We start from the raw sequence: 16,522 nt of genomic DNA on the forward strand, positions 1-16,522 counted from the left end.
TTGTTGTTTCTATAAACCTATCCGGCGATTCGCGCGGAGCAACGGGTCAGTGCGAGATCGTCTCGGCCGCCACCGGCGCCTCGACGCTCACCCAGCCGGACCCGGTCGCCGAGCTCTCCTCGACGGCCGCGAGCACGCGCTGCACCGACAGCCCCTCGGCGAAGGACGGGTGCGGGTCGGTGCCCTCGGCGATCGCGGTCACGAGGTCGACGACCTGGTGGCTGAAGCCGTGCTCGTAGCCGAGCATGTGGCCGGCGGGCCACCACGCCGAGACATACGGATGCTGCGCCTCGGTGACGAGGATGCGGGTGAAGCCCTGCGTGACCTCCGGCGCCGTGCGGTCGTAGAACCACAGCGTGTTGAGATCTTCGAGGTCGAAGCGCAGGGCGCCCTTGTCGCCCGACACCTCGATGGACAGGTCGTTCTTGCGCCCGGTGGCGAAGCGCGTCGCCTCGAACGACACGAGGGCTCCGCTGGACAGGCGGCCGGTGAAGATCGCGATGTCGTCGACGGTGACCTCGCCGTAACCCTCCGCCGCCGTGCCCGAAAGGCCCGAGCCCGACCCCTGGAGCGGCCGCTCCTTCACGATCGTGTCGATCACGCCGGAGACGGCAGTCACGTCCAGCCCCGTCACGAACTGCGTCATGTCGATGATGTGCGCGCCGATGTCGCCGAGGGCCCCCGAGCCGGCGTGCTCCTTCTGGAGGCGCCACGCGAGCGGCATCTCGGGGTCGACGAGCCAGTCCTGACGGTAGGCCGCACGCACCTGGGCGATCTTCCCCACCGCACCCTGGGCGATGAGATCGCGCACAAAGGTGACCGCCGGCACGCGGCGGTAGGTGAAGCCCACCATGGAGCGGATACCGCGCGCCGCGGCGCGGGCCGCGGCATCGGCCATCGCCTCGGCCTCGCCCACGGTGTTGGCGAGCGGCTTCTCGCACAGCACGTGCTTGCCCGCCTCGAGCGCGGCGATGGCGATCTCGGCGTGCGAGTCGCCCGGGGTGACGACGTCGACGATGTCGATGTCGTCTCGCGCGATGACCTCGCGCCAGTCCGTCGCCGACTCCTGCCAGCCCCACTGGGCCGCGGCATCCGCCACCGCCTCGGCGTTGCGCCCGACGACCACGGCCATCTCGACCTCGTCCGGCAGTGAGAAGACGCGCGGCGCCTGCCGCCAGCCCACCGAGTGCGCGGCGCCCATGAAGCCGTAGCCAATCATGGCCACGCGCAGCGTCATGCGAGCACGACCTCGCGCTCGACGGGGACGCGGTTGGTGACGTACCGGCCGGGACCGCCGTCCACGCCCGGCATGATCTGCATGTAGAGCAGACGCATGGTGAGCACGACCTCGACTGTGAGCTTCTCACCAGGCTCCGGCGCGCGACCCAGATCGATCACGACCTCGGGCTTGTCGGCGACGAACCACAGCGTCTCGGACTGCTCGGGCAGCTCCTCGACGCGGTAGCTCTTGCCCTGGAGCTCGAAGCGCAGGGAGTCCTTGGGGATCTCGACGCCGTTGACGGATGCCGCGACATCGTCGACCGCCGAGAGCCAGAGGCTCCGGTACCAGGGCAGCTGAACCGAGACGGCGATGCCGCTGTCGGTGCGACGGACGTCCTTCTCGGAGAAGAGGGAGTTGTGGGTTGCCATGGCTGATCCTCAGGCGTAGGTGTCGGTGAAGGTCTCGTGCGGCACCGGCGGGGCGGGCTCGAGCTTCTGCACCGTCTGCGGGCTGTACGGGTGGTTGGTCGAGGGGACCGGCTCGTCGGCCGGCGGCATGAAGACGGGCTTGCCGTCGTCGCCGAAGTACATGAGGTCGAGATCGAACGCGCCCTGGTTCTTCAGGCCGAAACTCACCCAGTTCTCCTCGAACGGGGCGCGGGCCAGCTCGTAGCAGCGGAACTTCCAGAACTTCCACTCGCCGTCCTGCTTGAGGAAGTCGATCGCGTACTTGCACCACACCCAGTGGGCCCAGACCTTCTTGCCGAGCACCTCGTCGGGCGAGTACATGTCGGGGAACGCCTCGGCCACCTTCGGGTCGGTGAGGCCCGATTCGGTGCCCGCCATGAGCCAGACGCCCTTCGCAGTCCTGCCGTCGGCGGCGACCTCGATGACCGGCGTCGTCGTGGCGTGCAGGATGAGCTTGCCCTCGGGGTGCGGGCGGTCGCGGTGGTATCGCGTCACGCTCTCCCACGTCGTGTACTGACCGGCGTTGGTGTAGCGCGCGCGGATGCCCTCCGTGCCCTCCTTCACCCACAACGGGATGATCTGCTCGTCCTCGAAGGCGTTGTGCAGGTACATGTAGCGGTTGAACAGGTTCTCGACCTGACCGCGGTCCTCCGCGCGCTGAGCCAGCCGCTGGGCGGCAGCCAGCTGCTCGCGGAGGTCGGCGACCTCGGCGGCGAGCTCGGCGACCGAGACCTCGTCCACGGTCGTCGAGCTTGTCGAAACATCAGACATTCGCGGTCTCCTTGGACTGCTCGGCGACGGTGTCTTCGATGGCCTTGCGCATGAGCGCGTGCTGCTTCTTCACGACGTCGATCGGGTCGACCACGCCGAGGTCGACGAAGGCGTGCCCCTCCCACTCGCTGGACAGATACCCCTGGTAGCCGCCCACGACGAACTGCTTCACGATGCGCGGGATGTCCATCGCCGGCTCGTCGCCGTTCTCGTCGATGTCGTAGAACTTCGCGTGCACGTGGAAGATCTGCGGCATGATGTCGAGCCACTCCTCCGGCGGCACGAGCCCGTGCATGTTGAACGCGAGGCGCGTGTGCGGCCCGAAGCCGACCGGGTCGACACCTTCGCCGATCAGGTAGTCCTCGAACTTCTGGTTGCGCTCGTTCATCGGCATCGGCTCGTGCCAGATCTCGTCCATCACCGCGAAGTGCTTCGGATCCATGCCCATCAGTTCCAGCTGGTCCAGCAGCAGCGGAGACAGCGAGTGCATGGTCGATGAGAAGTCGGCGGTGAAGCCGAGGCGCTCCGACTGCAGCTCGTCGTACATCTCGCGCATCTGCACGACGGCGGGATTGTTCGGCCCGGACGGCGCGTGGATCTCGTAGCCGAGGTACTGGTCGTACTTCTCCGCGAGCGGCAGGAGGCTGCGCAGCAGCTCCTTGCCGTGCGAGCGGATGACGACCTTCTTGAAGCCGAGCGTGTGCGCGGTCTTCAGCTGGCGGGCGAGGAAGTCGTGCTCCTCGTCGGGCGTCATGTCGCGGTCCTTGCGGCGGCCCATGTCGAGGTTCGTGCCGACGGCGCTCGCCTCCAGGCCGTACTTCTCGAGCGAGTCGAACCAGAGCTTCACGAACTCCTGGTCGACGTCGGGGTACGTGCGCAGCAGCTGCGCGATGTTGAACTCGACGCCCGGGCCGATGCCCTCCTCGGCGACGGCCGCGATGAGAGTCTCGGGTGTGTAGAGGCCCGCGGCGAACTCACTCGTCAGCGAGTACAGCGTCGTGCCGAGCTTGATGCCGGTGCCGGCGATGCCGTCGGTCATGCGGATGCTCCTTGCGTGGTCGGGAGCCAGGCGGCGAGCTGGGCGCGCGCCTCGGCGAGGTCGGTGGTCATGCGCGAGCCGGCGTCGGCGGCGGCGGAGCGCTGCACGGCCTGCTCGTCACGGATGATGTCGAACGGCGACTGCCAGTAGTTCCAGTGCCAGCCCTCGTACTCGCTGGAGATCGCACCGTTGTAGCCGTTCTCCACGAGCAGGCGGATGAGGTCGCGCACCGGCACGGACGGCTCCTCGTGCTGGTCGTCGATGCCGAAGAACTTGCCGTGGACGTGCTTGATCCACGGGAAGATCTCGAGCCAGTCGTCGACGCGGGCCGGGCCGAAGAGGCCCGTGCCGTTGATCCCGAAGTCGATGCCCAGGTCGGGCCGCCCGTGCTGCGCCGCCAGACCGATGAACCGGCCGAAGCGCTGTCCGTGATCCGCCTGGTCGGCCGGGGGACCCTGCCGGTAGAACTCGTCCCAGAGTCCGGTGACCGCGGCCAGCAGCTCCTCCGACGCGCCGCGCCGGCGGTACGCCTCGATGAGCGAGGGGGCGAAGCCGGAGACGGTGGCACCCCAGTCCATGGTGAAGCCGAGGAACGGTGACCCGACCTTGTCGTAGCGGTCGCGCAGCGCCAGGATGCGCGGGTGCGACGCGTACTGGTCGGCGTGCACCTCGAGCGCGAGCGTGACGCCGTACTCCTCGGCGATGGGAGCGAGCGCCTCCATCGAGTCGGGGGTGATCGAGATCTGCACACGTGCGATGGGGAACCCGAGCTTTGCCGCGGCGGCGATCTGGCGGCGCATGTACTCCAACAGCTCGTCCTGAGTGAGGAGGCGGTCGCGGTGGATGCCGATGTCGGCGTTGACGGCGAGCGAGGTGGTGACGAGCCCGGTCTCTGCGATCAGGTCCTTGAACCAGCCGGCGTAGTGGTCGTCGATCTCGGGGAAGCCGCGGAAGCTCGAGAATCCGATGATCTCCAGGCCCGGGCCGAAGCCCTCGGCCGCCGCCTTGCGGATGAGACCCTCGAGGTCGTACTCGCGGCCGTGGAAGGCGCGCGTGAAGCTGTAGAGCGTCACGCCCTGGATGGGCGTGCCCTTCGCCTGGGCGGTCATGCCGCCACCGCCTTTCGTGCGGACATCGTCTTGGTGTCCTTCTCCTCGATGTGCAGCACCTCATCGGCGCCGATGACGATGTAGGGGATGTAGAGCACCAGCTCGACCGACACGGTGTGCTCGCCGTCCCCCGACACCGCGACGTCGCCCGAGAGCACGGCGGAGTCCGTCGGGAACCACCACTCCTCGGCGTTGGGCGTGAGCTCGGCGAAGGTGAAAATGCGACCGTTCATCTCCCAGCGGAGCGACTCGGCCGGCGCCTCCACGCCGTCGACGGTGAGCGTGGCACCCGCGATGCACGAAGCGGGCAGTGCGCGATACCACGGCAGCCGCACCTCGACCGCGGCGCGGTCGCCGTCGGTCGTGAGCGTGCCCTGCTCGATGATTCGATCGGGGATCACGGGGTTCTCCTGACTACTTTGTCTATGTTTCTACACTCTAATGTCTGAATCAGACAGAAGCAAGATCGCGTGCGATCTTCCTGGCGCCGCGCACGCTGAGCGCGACGGACGTGACGGTGGGGTTGCACGCCGTGGCCGTCGGGATGACGCCGTTGCCGGCGACGAAGAGGCCCGGAACGCCCCACACCTCGCTGTCGGGACCGCACACGCTCGTGCCGTCGTCGGTCTCGCCCATGCGCGTGGTGCCCTGGTAATGGAGCGAGGAGCCCAGAGGAAGCGTGAACGGACGCGCGTCGAGCGGATCGCCGACGGCCTCCCCCAGACGCACGATCTCAGCGCGAGCGCGTTCGATCACCTCGTGGTCGCGATCGGTGAGCGTGTAATGGATGCGGGGCGCCGGCATCCCGTAGGCGTCGCACTCGGCGTCGTCGAACTCGACCCGGTCGTCGGCCTGCAGGTCCTTCGCGCAGAACAGCCCCAGTCCGACGATCGAGCCGGGGACGACGGGGTCGTCCTCGGCGAGCGGGATGGGTGAGGCATCCAGCTGCATCACCTGCCCGTGGAAGGGCACGTCGTCGGTGAACGGCACCCAGCTGACCCCGCTGTACTCCGCGAGACCCGTCGTCGGAGCGTCGGCGCCGAGGGTCTCGACGCCGCGCAGGCGGGAGGCGAAGACGACCTGCGCCTGATCGTTGAGGTAGCGCCCGAGAGCTGCGGGACGGATGCCGGAGGCCCACAGCAGCTGCGGGGTGCGCAGCGCATCGGCGGCGACGACCACGAATCGGGCGCCCACCTCGTGAGTCTCGCCGGAGCGGAGGTCGCGCACCCGCACGCCTGCCGCACGCCCGTCGCGCACGAGCACGGCGGTGACGAGGGATTCGTCGAACAGCGAGAAGTCGGGGTTCTCGCGCGTGACGTCACCCAGCACGACGTCCGATCCCGACCAGACGAGACGGCCGTCCTCGCGGCGATGCGCGGCGAGAGGCATCCGCTGCACCTTCGTCTGGGCGGTGCGGCCCTCGTCGACCGCCTTCGCCAGGCGCTCGCGGACGATCTCACCGAAGGGCGCCGCGTCGAAGGCGTTCGTGGTGACGCCGAGGAGGCGGTCGCCCTCGGCCAACAGCTCGTCGAAATCCGGGAGGAAGTCGATGCGCTCGCTGCCGCCGGGACGCGGGCAGGCGCCGGTCCAGTGCGCCGACATGCCGCCGACGTTGCTCGACATCGCGACGACGGGCAGTCCGTCCTCGCCGGGGAACTGGTAGCCGTCCTCGAGCAGGAAGGTGCCGGGGCGAGCGGCACGCACGCCGGCTTTCGCGGCTCCGGGGTTCGCGACCTTGGCGCCGCGCTCCCCCGGCCCCTCGGAGGCGGCCTGCGCACGAGCGCGCGCCTCGGGGTCGGCGATGTTCTTGACGTGCGCACCCGGCGGGTCGGAGATCGTCGGACCGACCTCGAACATCGCGATGGTCGCTCCGGGCGCCTGCTCGCTCAGGATTCGCGCGTACGCGGCTCCGGTCGGACCGGATCCGACGATGGCGACGTCGACGGCATCGGGGTACCTCGTCACGCCGCGGCCGCCACTTCACGGATGAGGACGACGGATGCCTCGGACTCGATCGTCGGGTAGTACTCGAGGCCGATCGGCCCGTCGTAGCCGCTGGCGCGGAGGATGCCGAGGCGCTCGGCCCAGTCGAGGGAACCGGTGCCGGGCTCGCCGCGGCCGGGGGCATCGGCCAGCTGTACGTACTTCACGAGGTCGCCGGCGTTCCTCAGCTCTGCGGCCATGTCCTCGCCCTCGACGGCGGAGTGGTAGATGTCGTACAGCACGCCGAACTGCGGGGAGGCGACGCCGCGGGCGACGTAGACGGCCTCGGCCGTGCGGTCCAGGAGCGACCCGGGGTGGTCCACGCGGACGTTGACCGGCTCGAGCACGAGGGCGATGCCGGAGCCCTCGATCTGCGCGATCGCCTTCTGGTAGATCTCGATGAGCTTGTCGAGCTGCACCTGGCGCTTCCAGCCGCCGAAACCCGTGCCGCTGCCCACGACGATCCGCGGGCAGCCGAGGTCCTGCGCGATGGCGACGCCCTCGTCGAGCTTGCGGTAGAACTCCGAGTGATCCCACGGCGGGATCATGAACTGCGTGCGGGGCTCGGCGAGCTGAGCGGTGAGCTGCGTGCCGGTCTCCTGCAGGGCGGCCTTGAGAGCCGGCAGATCCTTCGGTGTCGCCGGAGCGTCCACTCCGGTCGGGCCCCACATCTCGACGGCGTCGAAGCCGGCCGCTGCTGCGGCGCGCACGCGGTCGTGGTAGTCACCGGCCTCGGTGAAGAGCAGTTCGATGTTGGGTGCGAGTTGATACATGACGTGCCTTTCCGTTCCAGTGCCCGTCGAACGGGTCAGAACATCGGGTGGTCGTGGGCGGCGTGCACGGAGGCATCCACCACACGCTTGTGCGTGGAGAAGAGGTCGACGAACGTCCCGAACGCCGCGCGGTCGCCGGCGCCGAAGGGATTCATCCCTTCAGACCGCCGGCGAAGCCCTGGATGAAGCGCTTCTGAGCGAACAGGTAGAAGGCGAGGATCGGGATCATGGACACGATGACGATCGCGAAGATCTTGTTCCAGGACGACACCAGGGAGCCGATGTAGTAGTACATGGCGACCGGGAGGGTCTGATTCTCCGATCCGCCGAGGAAGATCAGCGACGTGAAGAAGTCATTCCAGACGATGAGCCCCGCCAGGATCGCGACGGTGCCCGTCGCGGGTGACATGAGCGGGAGCACGATGCGGAAGAAGATCTGCGTCCGCGATGCGCCGTCGATCGTCGCCGCTTCCTCGTACTCCGTGCCGAGACCGCGGAAGAATCCCGCGTACAGGAAGATCGACAGCGGCAGGAGCATCCCGGTGTACAGGACCACCATGCCCCAGATCGAGCCGGTCAGGCCCACCGCACGCGCGCCGATGTACAGCGGCACGGTGCCGAGCTGCGTCGGCAGGACGATGGCGATCAGGAAGAGGTAGAAGACGGCGCGGCTCCAGCGCCGGGTGCTGCGGGCGATGACGTAGCCGGTGAGTGCTCCGAGCAGGACGAGGCCCAGAATGCTGCCGGCGGTGATGATGACGCTGTTGAGCAGACCCTGCAGGACGTTGGAGTTGCCCTGAGCCGTCAGCACCTCGGTGAAGTTGCTGAAATCCAGGCTGGACGGCGGTGCGAGGTTGGACGTGGTGAGCACCTCCTCGTCGGACTTCAAGGCGGTCGTGACGAGGAAGTAGAAGGGCGCGAGGAACAGAACCGCGAGGATCCAGAAGATGACCTCGCGCAGCCCGGTGAGCTTGGTGTAGCGGAACATGTCAGGCCTCCTCGGCACGACCGGTGGTCACCCGCTGCTGGATGACGGCGAAAACCAGGATGATGAGCGTGAGCACGAGCGCCAGCGCGGCGCCGTAGCCGAAGTTCCCGAGCGCGAAGGACTCCTTGTAGACCTGGGTCGCGAGGGTCTCGGTGGCCCCCGCGGGGCCGCCCCCGGTCAGCGCCATGATCTGATCGAAGACGCGCAGGCCGTTGACGAGGCCGAGCGTGGTGGCTATGGCGACCGCCGGACGGATGGACGGCAGTGTCACGTGCCGGAAGCGCTGCCAGAGGTTCGCTCCGTCGATCGCCGCCGCTTCCTCGATCTCGACCGGCACGGCCGCGAGACCCGCCATGTAGATCACCATGGCGAACCCGGTGTTCTGCCAGACGATCACGATGAGCACGGTCCAGATCGCCCAGGTGGGGTCGGCCACCCAGGCCTTCGCGAACTCTTCGAGCCCCAGCGCGCGGAGCACGCCGTTGATCGGGCCGTTGTAATCGAAGATGAACTTCCAGACGTACGAGACGGCGAGCGGGCTCAGCACGACCGGCATGAAGAAGAGGACGCGGAGGGCGTACCGGGTCTTCAGCCCGCGGTTCAGGCCGAGCGCCAGCGCGAGCCCCGCGATGTTGCTGAGGATCACGGAGGCGAAGGCGAGGAACAGCGTGTTGGTGACGGCGCCGATCTGGGTCGGGTCATTGAAGATGGCGACGAAGTTGTCGAGCCCGATCCAGCTGAAATCGCCGATGCCCGACCAGTCGGTGAAGGCGAAGAACCCGCCGATCGCCGTGGCGACGTAGTGGATAGCGAGAACGAGAAGGATGCCGGGCAGAGCCCACCACCAGTACCCGAACTTGAGCAGTCCAGGGCGGCGCGGCGCGGCATCGCGGCGATGCCCCCGGCGATCGCGCTTGGGGACGATCAGCGCCTCGGTCTCGGAGTTCAAGGTGGCGGTCATGATTCCTCGTGTTCGTACGTCATCGTGCGGAGGCCGGGGTGGCCGCCCAGGCACGAGGCCCGGGCGGCCGTCGGATCACTCGCCCCAGGCGGCGTCCATGTCTTCGAGCACCTGGTCGATCGTCTTCTGGCCGGTCAGCAGACCCTGCACACCGACCTGAAGCGCCTCGTAGACAGCCGGATTCGGCCAGATGTTGTTGGGCAGCGGCGCGTACGATCCCTCGGCGAGGAGGTCGACGATAGGCGAGTAGATGGTCTCGCTGAGGTCGAGGTCCTGGTACGAGGAGATCGGGAGCAGGCCCGACGCCTCGTAGTAGATCTCCTGCGCCTCCGGCGTCGCGAGCCACTCCACGAAGTCGGATGCGGCGTCCTTCTTCTCCGACGCGGCGTTGATCGAGATCGTGTAGTTCGAGCTGGCGATGATGTACGGGTCGCCGCCGTCCGCCGCGGGGAAGGGCTGCACCTTGAAGTCCGCCTCCGGCGGAGCGGCGGTCGCGATTTCGACTGCCGAGCCCGACGGGATGAAGCTGCCCACGGACGTCCCCTGCGAGAGGCCGTTGGTGATCGCATCGAAGCCGCCGCCCTCGGCGCCCGGCTGGAAGCACCCGCCCTCGTTCAGATCGATGATCGTCTGGAGGGTGTCTGCCCAGCCCTCGCTCTCGGCGAAAGTGGTGTCGCCTGCGGCGCGCTGCTCGTTCCAGTCGGGCGTCTCGGCGTAGACGCGGGTCGCGGCGATGCCCTGAGCGGTCAGACCGGCGTTGGGGCCTGCGGCGCCGGCGAGCGCAAGAAGTGACTTGCCGTCCGCGGCGAGTGCCGAGCAGGCATCGTAGAGGTCCGCCTCGGTCGTCGGCCACTCTTCGAGGCCGTTCATGGCCGCGGTGCCCATGCTGGCGACGACCGCGGCAATCGTGAAGTCCATCGGCTGGCCGTAGACCTCGCCGTCGATCTCGAAGATCGTCTCGCTGCCCTCGGGGACGAGTCCAGCGGCCGTGTCGCCCAGCGGCTCGAGGAAGCCCGCCTCCGCCAGCGGGATGATGCCGCGGGCGTCGCCGGATCCCGGCGTGGTCTGTACGACGTCGGCGGCGTTGCCCGCCTGGAACTGCGTGCGGATGGTCTCGCCGTACTTGTCGTTCGGCGTCGGGTTGGTCGTGATGGTGACGTCGGGGTTGGCTTCCATGTACGCCTTGGCGAGCGTCTCGTACGGGCTCTCGAGGTTGTTCGAAGTGGCGAACGTGAAGGAGAACTCGGCCGAGCCCGAGTCGCCGCTGTCGCCCGAGTCACCACCCGAGCCGGAGCAGCCGGCGAGGAGCAGTGCTCCGACCACCGGGACGGCGATGATCGCGGCCCGGCGAGCGGCGGAGGAACGGTGCTGTGTCATTTCCAGCCTTTCTGACTTCGTTGTCGGCGACTCGATCGTTCGAGCGCCCGTGCTGTGATCCCAGTATCACCGGGATGCGCCAGAAACACACATAAGTATTGACGATACGGCGCATAACCCTGGACGCGCCCTCGGGCAGTAGCCCCGGCATGCGGGATCGAGAACGCCACAGCCCCGTCGACGGGTCCGTCGACGGGGCTGTGGCGCGCTTCGGGAGCCGGGTCTAGCGAACGACTCGCGCGGGTTGTACCGCTCGCATCGAGGCGCGGATGAGGTCGTGCTGCTTGCGCACGAGCAGCAGCGGGTCGACCTCGCCGAGCTCGGCGAACGCGTGACCCTCCCACTCGCTCGACCAGTACCCGCGGTAGCCGCCTTCGACGAAGACCCGCACGAGCTCGGGGTAGTCGATCGCGGGCTCCTGGCCGCTCTCGTCGATGTCGTAGAACTTCGCGTGCACGTGCAGGATCTGCGGCATGATGTCGGCCCACTCGCGCGGGTCGACGTGGCCGTGCATGTTGAACGCGAGATGCGCGAACGAGCCGAGCCGGCCGGGATCGAAGTCCCGGCCGTTCAGGTAGCCGATGAACTCCTGCTGCCGCTCGCGGATCGGGGCATCCGTCGCCCAGATCTCCTGCAGACGGGCGACGGCCTCGTCGTCGAGCCCCGCTCGGCGCACGGCCCGCAACAGGGTCGGCGACATGCTGCGCATCGTCGATGAGAAGTCCGCGACGAAACCCAGGAGGGGCGAGTCGAGGTCGGCGTAGACGTCGCGCACCTTCATGATCTCGGGCGAGTTCGGTCCCATCGGAGCGTGGATCTCGTACGCCAGCTTCAGACCGAGGCTCTCGGCGACGGGCAGCAGGCGGCGCAGGAGGTCGGGCTTGGCGCTCTGGATGCGCACGAGCGGGAAGCCGAGCTTCTTCGCGCCCTGGAACAGCAGTTCGCTGAACTCGAACTCCTCGTCGGGCGTCATGTCGCGATCGCGGCGGCGGCCCATGTCGAGGTTGGCGCCGAACGAGCTGGCGTCGAAGCCGTGGCGGTCGAACGCGGCGCGCCACTGCGTGACGAAGTCGTCCGAGACGACGGGGTAGGTCGGCAGCACCTGCGACGCCACGATCTCGATGCCCGGTCCGATGCCGAGCTCCGCGACGCGGTCGAGGAGTCCGTCGAAGTCGTACCAGCCGGCGCGGAACTCCGCACTCGCCGAGTACAGCGTGAGGCCGAGCTGGAAGGGGTCGTCGCCGGACGCCGGCGGCGGGGGCGCGATCCCGGTCGCGATCGCCAGGAGCGCAGCATCCGTGTCGGTCACCGTCAGCGTGAACGACTGACGCACGATGTTCGGCACGTACATGCCGGGGCCGCCCTCCTGGCCGGGTGCGATCTGCATGTAGGGCAGGCGCAGCTCGCCGAAGATCTCGACATCGTGCTGCTGCCCGAGCGCGACCGGTTCAGCCCGACGGACGATGAGGAGTGGATGCTGCTGCAAGAACCACAGCGTCTCGCTCTGCTGCGGCAGATCGGCGATGGCGTAGCGGGTGCCGCCGAGCTCGAACGCGACGTCGTCGGCGGGGATCTCGACGCCGTCGACCGTGACGCGCAGCGTCGAGACGGATGAGAGCCAGAGGCTCCGGTACCAGGGGATCGTGAGCTTCAGCGCGAGCCCGTCCGGGTGCGGGCGGAGGCTGTCTTCGGCGATGAGTCCGTTGGGCATGAGGTTCTCGTTTCGGCGGTCAGAGGCGGGAGGCGATCGAGCGGAGGAGCGAATGCTGGCGTCGCACCTGTTCGATGGAGCGCCATGGGACGCGCTCGCCTTCGTATTCGCTCGAGAGGTACCCCGTGTAGCCGGCGTCCTTGAGGGCACGCAGGACCGGCTCCCAGGGGATCTGCTGGTCCACGAGGTTCTCGTCGATGTCGTGGAACTTCGCCTGGATGAAGACGACGTACTCCGCGATGCCGGCGATGTCGGCGGGGTCGACCGCGATGCCGTCCAGGAAGGCGGGCCGGCGACCCGGCAGCTCGCCGGGCTTCAGCGGGATCGGGCGGTCCTGGAAGATGCCGGTGTCGAGCAGCAGCCCGAAGTGCTTCGTCCCCGTGCGCTGGATGAGGCCGATGTAGTCGTCGACGACCTCGTGCTTGATGGGCGTCGGCGAATGGATCTCGGGGCAGATGACGACGTCGAGCTCGGCGGCGAGGTCGAGCGAGCGTTCGACGGACTCGGTCCAGATGGGGTGCGGGACGAGATCGCTCGAGACGACGCCGATCTTGGGACGCACGAATCGGAAGCCCAGACGCTTCGCGAGACGCAGGTCGCGCTGCAGCATCGCCGCGCCTTCGGCTGCCGTCAGATCGCGCGCGTTCACGCCGCTCGAGTGCAGGCGCGTGTCGATCCACGAGCCGTAGTTCGTCGGCTCGAGCGAGTACTTCTCGAGGAGCGCGAACCAGCGGTCGATCCACTCGGTCGTGGGCTCGGGATACCGCTCGATGTGGCCTTCGCCGAGGATCTCGATGCCGGTCGCGCCGACATCGGCCACCGCCGCGAGCGCAGTCTCGAGGTCCATGACGGTGCCGTAGTCGGTCATGAAGCTGTAGAGGCTGACGCCGTACTGGAACGGGCCGCCGTCCTCCGACGAGGTCAGCGTGATGTGCCGCGACACCTCGTAGGTCGACGGCTGGTGCTCCTCGGGGATGTACGACATGCGCAGGCGGAGCTGGATGGAGACCTCGTGCGTACCCTCGGGAAGGCCTCCCGGGTGAGGCACCGTGACGATCGCGGCCTCCTCGAGCGGCCAGCGCACGCCGTCCGAGTCCCACAGCTCCTGCAGCGAGTAGGTGCGGCCGGAGAACGTCCACCGGGGCACGTCGGCGGGGACATCGACGAGATCCCCGACCCGCACCGCCACCCCGTCGATGAGGGACGCCGCCATCCCGCGATACGACGGCATACGGAGGCGGAACTGGAAGCCGGTGACCTCACCCCCCTCGCGGACGTTGCGGAAGCCGACGGACTGGATGAGATCTCTCTCGAGAAGCATCGATGCTCGCTCTCTGGGTCGGGACCGCGCTGTCGCGGGCCGGGAGTCGTTCCCAGGGTAACAGCGTTACGCACTATTTAGACATAAGTAAGTATGATGTGCGCATAATCACACTATCGCCCGCCCATTGCCGGGAGCGATGCCACCTACCCCGCCCATAGACTGCGCAGATACACTGAGCCGAGGCATCCCGAACCCGGAGGAGCACATCGTCGTGTCCGATCAACCGCTGCTCTCCCGGCTCGACCTGAACCTCCTCGTCGCTCTGGACGCACTGCTGACCGAGCGCAGCGTGACGCGCGCCGCCGAGCGGCTGCACCTGAGTCAGCCCGCTCTGAGCGCCTCGCTCGCCCGGCTGCGCACGCACTTCAACGATCAGATCCTCGCCCGGCGCGGCAACACCTACGAGCTCACCCCGCTCGCGCTGCGCTTGACCGAGCACACCACCACCGCCCTCGAGGCCGCGCGCCGCGTGTTCGAAAGCCAGGCGACGTGGAGTCCGCGGGACTCCACCCGCGAGTTCTCGATCTACGGCTCGGACTACGGCTTCGCCACCATCGGCAGCGAGGTGTCCCGCCTCGCCGCCGAGGCGGCTCCGGGCGTGCGTTTCCGGTTCATGCTGCACAATCCGGCCATCGTGGACGACGCCCTCAACCGGCTGCGCTCGGCCGACGGCATGGTGATCCCCCACGGCCACCTCATCGACCTCCCGTACGCGGACCTGTGGCGCGACGGCTGGGTGGTCGTCGCGTCGGAGTCGAACGAGCTGGTCGGCGACGAGCTCACGATGGACGTGCTCGGCGCCCTGCCCTGGGTCTTCACGTACCAGTCGCGCACGGCCTTCACCTCGGCGGCCCGCCAGCTGCAGCAGCTCGGCATCGAGCCGCACATCGAGGCGGTCGTCGAGAGCTTCCTCGCGCTGCCGCACTTCATCGCCGGCACGAACCGCCTCGGCCTGATCCAGGCGGGACTCGCCCACGTCGCCGAGTCCGTGGCCGGCGTGCGCACGCTCGAGGCGCCCTTCGACGCCACCCCCGTCGTCAACGCGCTGTGGTGGCACCCCGTTCACGGCCGCGACCCCGAGCATGCCTGGATGCGCGGCATCTTCGAGCAGGCCGCAGCATCCGTATCGAATCGCCCGACGTCGGGCGTGAGCCTGCCGGTCTGATGCCTGTCTGACCCGGCGCTGACCTGTCGCCGCGCCCCGCGGGGGCACCTCTGCGAGGCGGCGGCCAGGTCTACTCCCGTGAGACCGCGATCTGCTCGGGCTCCAGCTGCACCGCCCAGCCCTCGATCGTGCCGGCGTTCTCGTACTCCTCGATCTGCAGGATGCGGCGGCCTCGCTCGACCGAGTGCGGCAGCGCCGCCTTCACGAACGCGCTGAGCGTCAGCCAGGCGTTCTCCTCAAACGCGATCCCGTCGAACACCAGGACGTTCGCGTCGACGATCTCGCGCGCGTCGACCGCGGCTCGCGGCGATGCCACCTGCACGGCCCGGGCTCCGTTGACCTTGTTCGCAGCGATCACGCCGGTGAAGCCCTCGCCGAGCACGAGCGTTCCGAACGCGTCGACGCCGGCGTCCTGGTCGGTGATCACCGCCTGCCCCACGCGGATCGCGAAGACCGGGTAATCGTCGCCCGGGTCCAGCTGCTCTGCGCCGTGCCAGACCGCCTCGTGACCCGCGGCTCTTGCGCGGGCCTCGAGAGCGCGAGCGAGCTCGTAGCCGCCGTGATCCGCGGCGAAGTGGATGCGTACCATGGGATGACTCTCCTCGTCGATCTCGATCACACCGGCGGCGCGACGAAGAGACCCTTGTCGATGTCGTTGAACGATTCGCGCGCGATGAGCTCGCTCATCTCCTGCGCGGTTCCCCACTGATCCTGGTTCGACACGTCCTTGATGTTGAGCCGGTGCGGTTGCCACGTCTCCTCGTCGACCACTGACAGCTCCGTGGTGTATTCGATCGTGTTGCCTGCGGGCGAGAGGAAGTACGCGAACGTGTTGTCTCCCGCGTTGTGGCGGCCCGGGCCCCAGATCATCCGCGCACCCGATCGCAGGATCTTGCCCGCACCGCGCATCCACTCCTCGATGCCGCGCATCTCGAACGAGAGGTGGTGCAGCGAGTGATGAGGGCCCATGGCGATCGCGACCGAGTGGTGCGTCGGGTTGCATCGCATGAAGTGCATCATGCTCGCGCCGTCGGGACGGGTCAGAGAGTCCGAGATGGAGAAATCGAGGTGGTCGATATACCACTGCGCCGACTGCTCGAGGTTGGCCGAGTTGAACACCACGTGCGACAGCTTCGCCGGGATCGGCTCGCGCTCGCGGATCTTGCGCGCCTCGCGGGTCTGGTAACCCGTGGAGAACTCCAGCACGCGGCCGTCGCCGTCGAAGACGCGGAACCCGTACCCGCCGCCGAACCCGCCGAGCTCCTGCGGCTCGTGCACGAACTGCACGTCCTCGGCGTGGAGCTTCGCGGCGAGCGCCTCGAGGTCGCTTCGATCGGCGACGGCGAACGCCGCGAGATCGACACGCTTCTCACCGCGGCGCAGACGCAGGATGAATGGCTCGCTCGACCCCTCGGCGGCGAGGTGACTGAGGCCGTCCTCGGCAGCCACCTCGGTGAGGCCCCAGTGCTTCACGAAGAAGTCGCGCTCCGTCTCGAAGTCCGGCACGGCGAGTGCCGCGTATCGGAGGTGGGACACCAGGCGTCGGGTCATCATCGACTCACTTTCTTGAGGACGACTCCATGCTCGCGCGACGCCTGCTATCGAGGAAGATGATATTGGCGATCAGCCGTA

Annotated in this window: 16 protein-coding genes; 1 reads left to right on the forward strand and 15 read right to left on the reverse strand. The window is 68.2% G+C overall.

What is annotated here, in order from left to right; genetic code table 11:
* Positions 1 to 46: 46 nt before the first annotated feature.
* The 13 genes from JNB61_RS05845 to JNB61_RS05905 form a co-directional block, all read right to left on the reverse strand.
* Positions 47 to 1,237 carry a Gfo/Idh/MocA family protein gene (locus JNB61_RS05845; RefSeq protein WP_220339019.1) on the reverse strand — a complete coding sequence of 397 codons (1,191 nt, stop codon included), beginning with the start codon at positions 1,235 to 1,237 and terminating at the stop codon, positions 47 to 49.
* Positions 1,234 to 1,650 carry a C-glycoside deglycosidase beta subunit domain-containing protein gene (locus JNB61_RS05850; protein ID WP_220288816.1) on the reverse strand — a complete coding sequence of 139 codons (417 nt, stop codon included), beginning with the start codon at positions 1,648 to 1,650 and terminating at the stop codon, positions 1,234 to 1,236. The genes JNB61_RS05845 and JNB61_RS05850 overlap by 4 nt, the downstream gene beginning before the upstream one ends.
* 9 nt (positions 1,651 to 1,659) lie before the next feature.
* Entirely contained in the window at positions 1,660 to 2,460 is an 801-nt protein-coding gene (locus JNB61_RS05855) for a nuclear transport factor 2 family protein (RefSeq protein WP_220339020.1), read from the reverse strand.
* Positions 2,453 to 3,499, reverse strand: a complete 1,047-nt coding sequence (locus JNB61_RS05860) for a sugar phosphate isomerase/epimerase family protein (protein ID WP_220288814.1) — start codon at positions 3,497 to 3,499, stop codon at positions 2,453 to 2,455. Before JNB61_RS05860 ends, JNB61_RS05855 begins: the two co-directional genes overlap by 8 nt.
* A complete protein-coding gene (locus tag JNB61_RS05865) occupies positions 3,496 to 4,608 on the reverse strand; it encodes a sugar phosphate isomerase/epimerase family protein (RefSeq protein ID WP_220339021.1) in 1,113 nt (370 codons plus the stop codon). The genes JNB61_RS05860 and JNB61_RS05865 overlap by 4 nt, the downstream gene beginning before the upstream one ends.
* Complete coding sequence (locus tag JNB61_RS05870; RefSeq protein ID WP_220339022.1) at positions 4,605 to 5,009, reverse strand: C-glycoside deglycosidase beta subunit domain-containing protein; 405 nt, start codon at positions 5,007 to 5,009, stop codon at positions 4,605 to 4,607. Before JNB61_RS05870 ends, JNB61_RS05865 begins: the two co-directional genes overlap by 4 nt.
* Positions 5,010 to 5,058: 49 nt before the next feature.
* Positions 5,059 to 6,573, reverse strand: a complete 1,515-nt coding sequence (locus JNB61_RS05875; RefSeq protein ID WP_220339023.1) for a GMC oxidoreductase — start codon at positions 6,571 to 6,573, stop codon at positions 5,059 to 5,061.
* Positions 6,570 to 7,364, reverse strand: coding sequence for a TIM barrel protein (locus JNB61_RS05880; protein ID WP_220339024.1), 795 nt, complete (start codon positions 7,362 to 7,364; stop codon positions 6,570 to 6,572). The genes JNB61_RS05875 and JNB61_RS05880 overlap by 4 nt, the downstream gene beginning before the upstream one ends.
* Positions 7,365 to 7,515: 151 nt before the next feature.
* Entirely contained in the window at positions 7,516 to 8,352 is an 837-nt protein-coding gene (locus JNB61_RS05885; protein WP_220288809.1) for a carbohydrate ABC transporter permease, read from the reverse strand.
* Between the two features lies 1 nt (position 8,353).
* Positions 8,354 to 9,313: a carbohydrate ABC transporter permease gene (locus tag JNB61_RS05890; protein ID WP_220339025.1), complete on the reverse strand. Its 960-nt coding sequence runs from the start codon at positions 9,311 to 9,313 to the stop codon at positions 8,354 to 8,356.
* A gap of 75 nt (positions 9,314 to 9,388) precedes the next feature.
* The gene (locus JNB61_RS05895) at positions 9,389 to 10,690 is read right to left on the reverse strand and encodes an ABC transporter substrate-binding protein (protein ID WP_220288807.1); all 1,302 of its coding nucleotides are present in this window, start codon (positions 10,688 to 10,690) and stop codon (positions 9,389 to 9,391) included.
* Between the two features lie 223 nt (positions 10,691 to 10,913).
* Complete coding sequence (locus JNB61_RS05900; RefSeq protein ID WP_220339026.1) at positions 10,914 to 12,401, reverse strand: C-glycoside deglycosidase beta subunit domain-containing protein; 1,488 nt, start codon at positions 12,399 to 12,401, stop codon at positions 10,914 to 10,916.
* A 19-nt stretch (positions 12,402 to 12,420) separates the two neighbouring features.
* Positions 12,421 to 13,722 (reverse strand): C-glycoside deglycosidase beta subunit domain-containing protein, encoded by a 1,302-nt coding sequence (locus JNB61_RS05905; protein ID WP_220339027.1) that lies wholly within the window; start codon positions 13,720 to 13,722, stop codon positions 12,421 to 12,423.
* A 214-nt stretch (positions 13,723 to 13,936) separates the two neighbouring features.
* On the opposite strand from JNB61_RS05905, the gene JNB61_RS05910 reads away from it, so the two are divergent.
* Positions 13,937 to 14,890 carry a LysR family transcriptional regulator gene (locus JNB61_RS05910; RefSeq protein WP_220288804.1) on the forward strand — a complete coding sequence of 318 codons (954 nt, stop codon included), beginning with the start codon at positions 13,937 to 13,939 and terminating at the stop codon, positions 14,888 to 14,890.
* Positions 14,891 to 14,960: 70 nt separating this feature from the next.
* On the opposite strand, the gene JNB61_RS05915 is transcribed toward JNB61_RS05910, so the two are convergent.
* Both JNB61_RS05915 and JNB61_RS05920 read right to left on the reverse strand, forming a co-directional pair.
* Positions 14,961 to 15,479, reverse strand: a complete 519-nt coding sequence (locus JNB61_RS05915; protein WP_220339028.1) for an RpiB/LacA/LacB family sugar-phosphate isomerase — start codon at positions 15,477 to 15,479, stop codon at positions 14,961 to 14,963.
* Between the two features lie 26 nt (positions 15,480 to 15,505).
* Positions 15,506 to 16,444: a VOC family protein gene (locus tag JNB61_RS05920; protein WP_201448707.1), complete on the reverse strand. Its 939-nt coding sequence runs from the start codon at positions 16,442 to 16,444 to the stop codon at positions 15,506 to 15,508.
* Between the last annotated feature and the right edge of the window lie 78 nt (positions 16,445 to 16,522).

This window comes from Microbacterium ureisolvens, from assembly GCF_019511645.1.
In the GTDB taxonomy this organism is placed as follows: Bacteria; Actinomycetota; Actinomycetes; order Actinomycetales; family Microbacteriaceae; genus Microbacterium; species Microbacterium ureisolvens_A.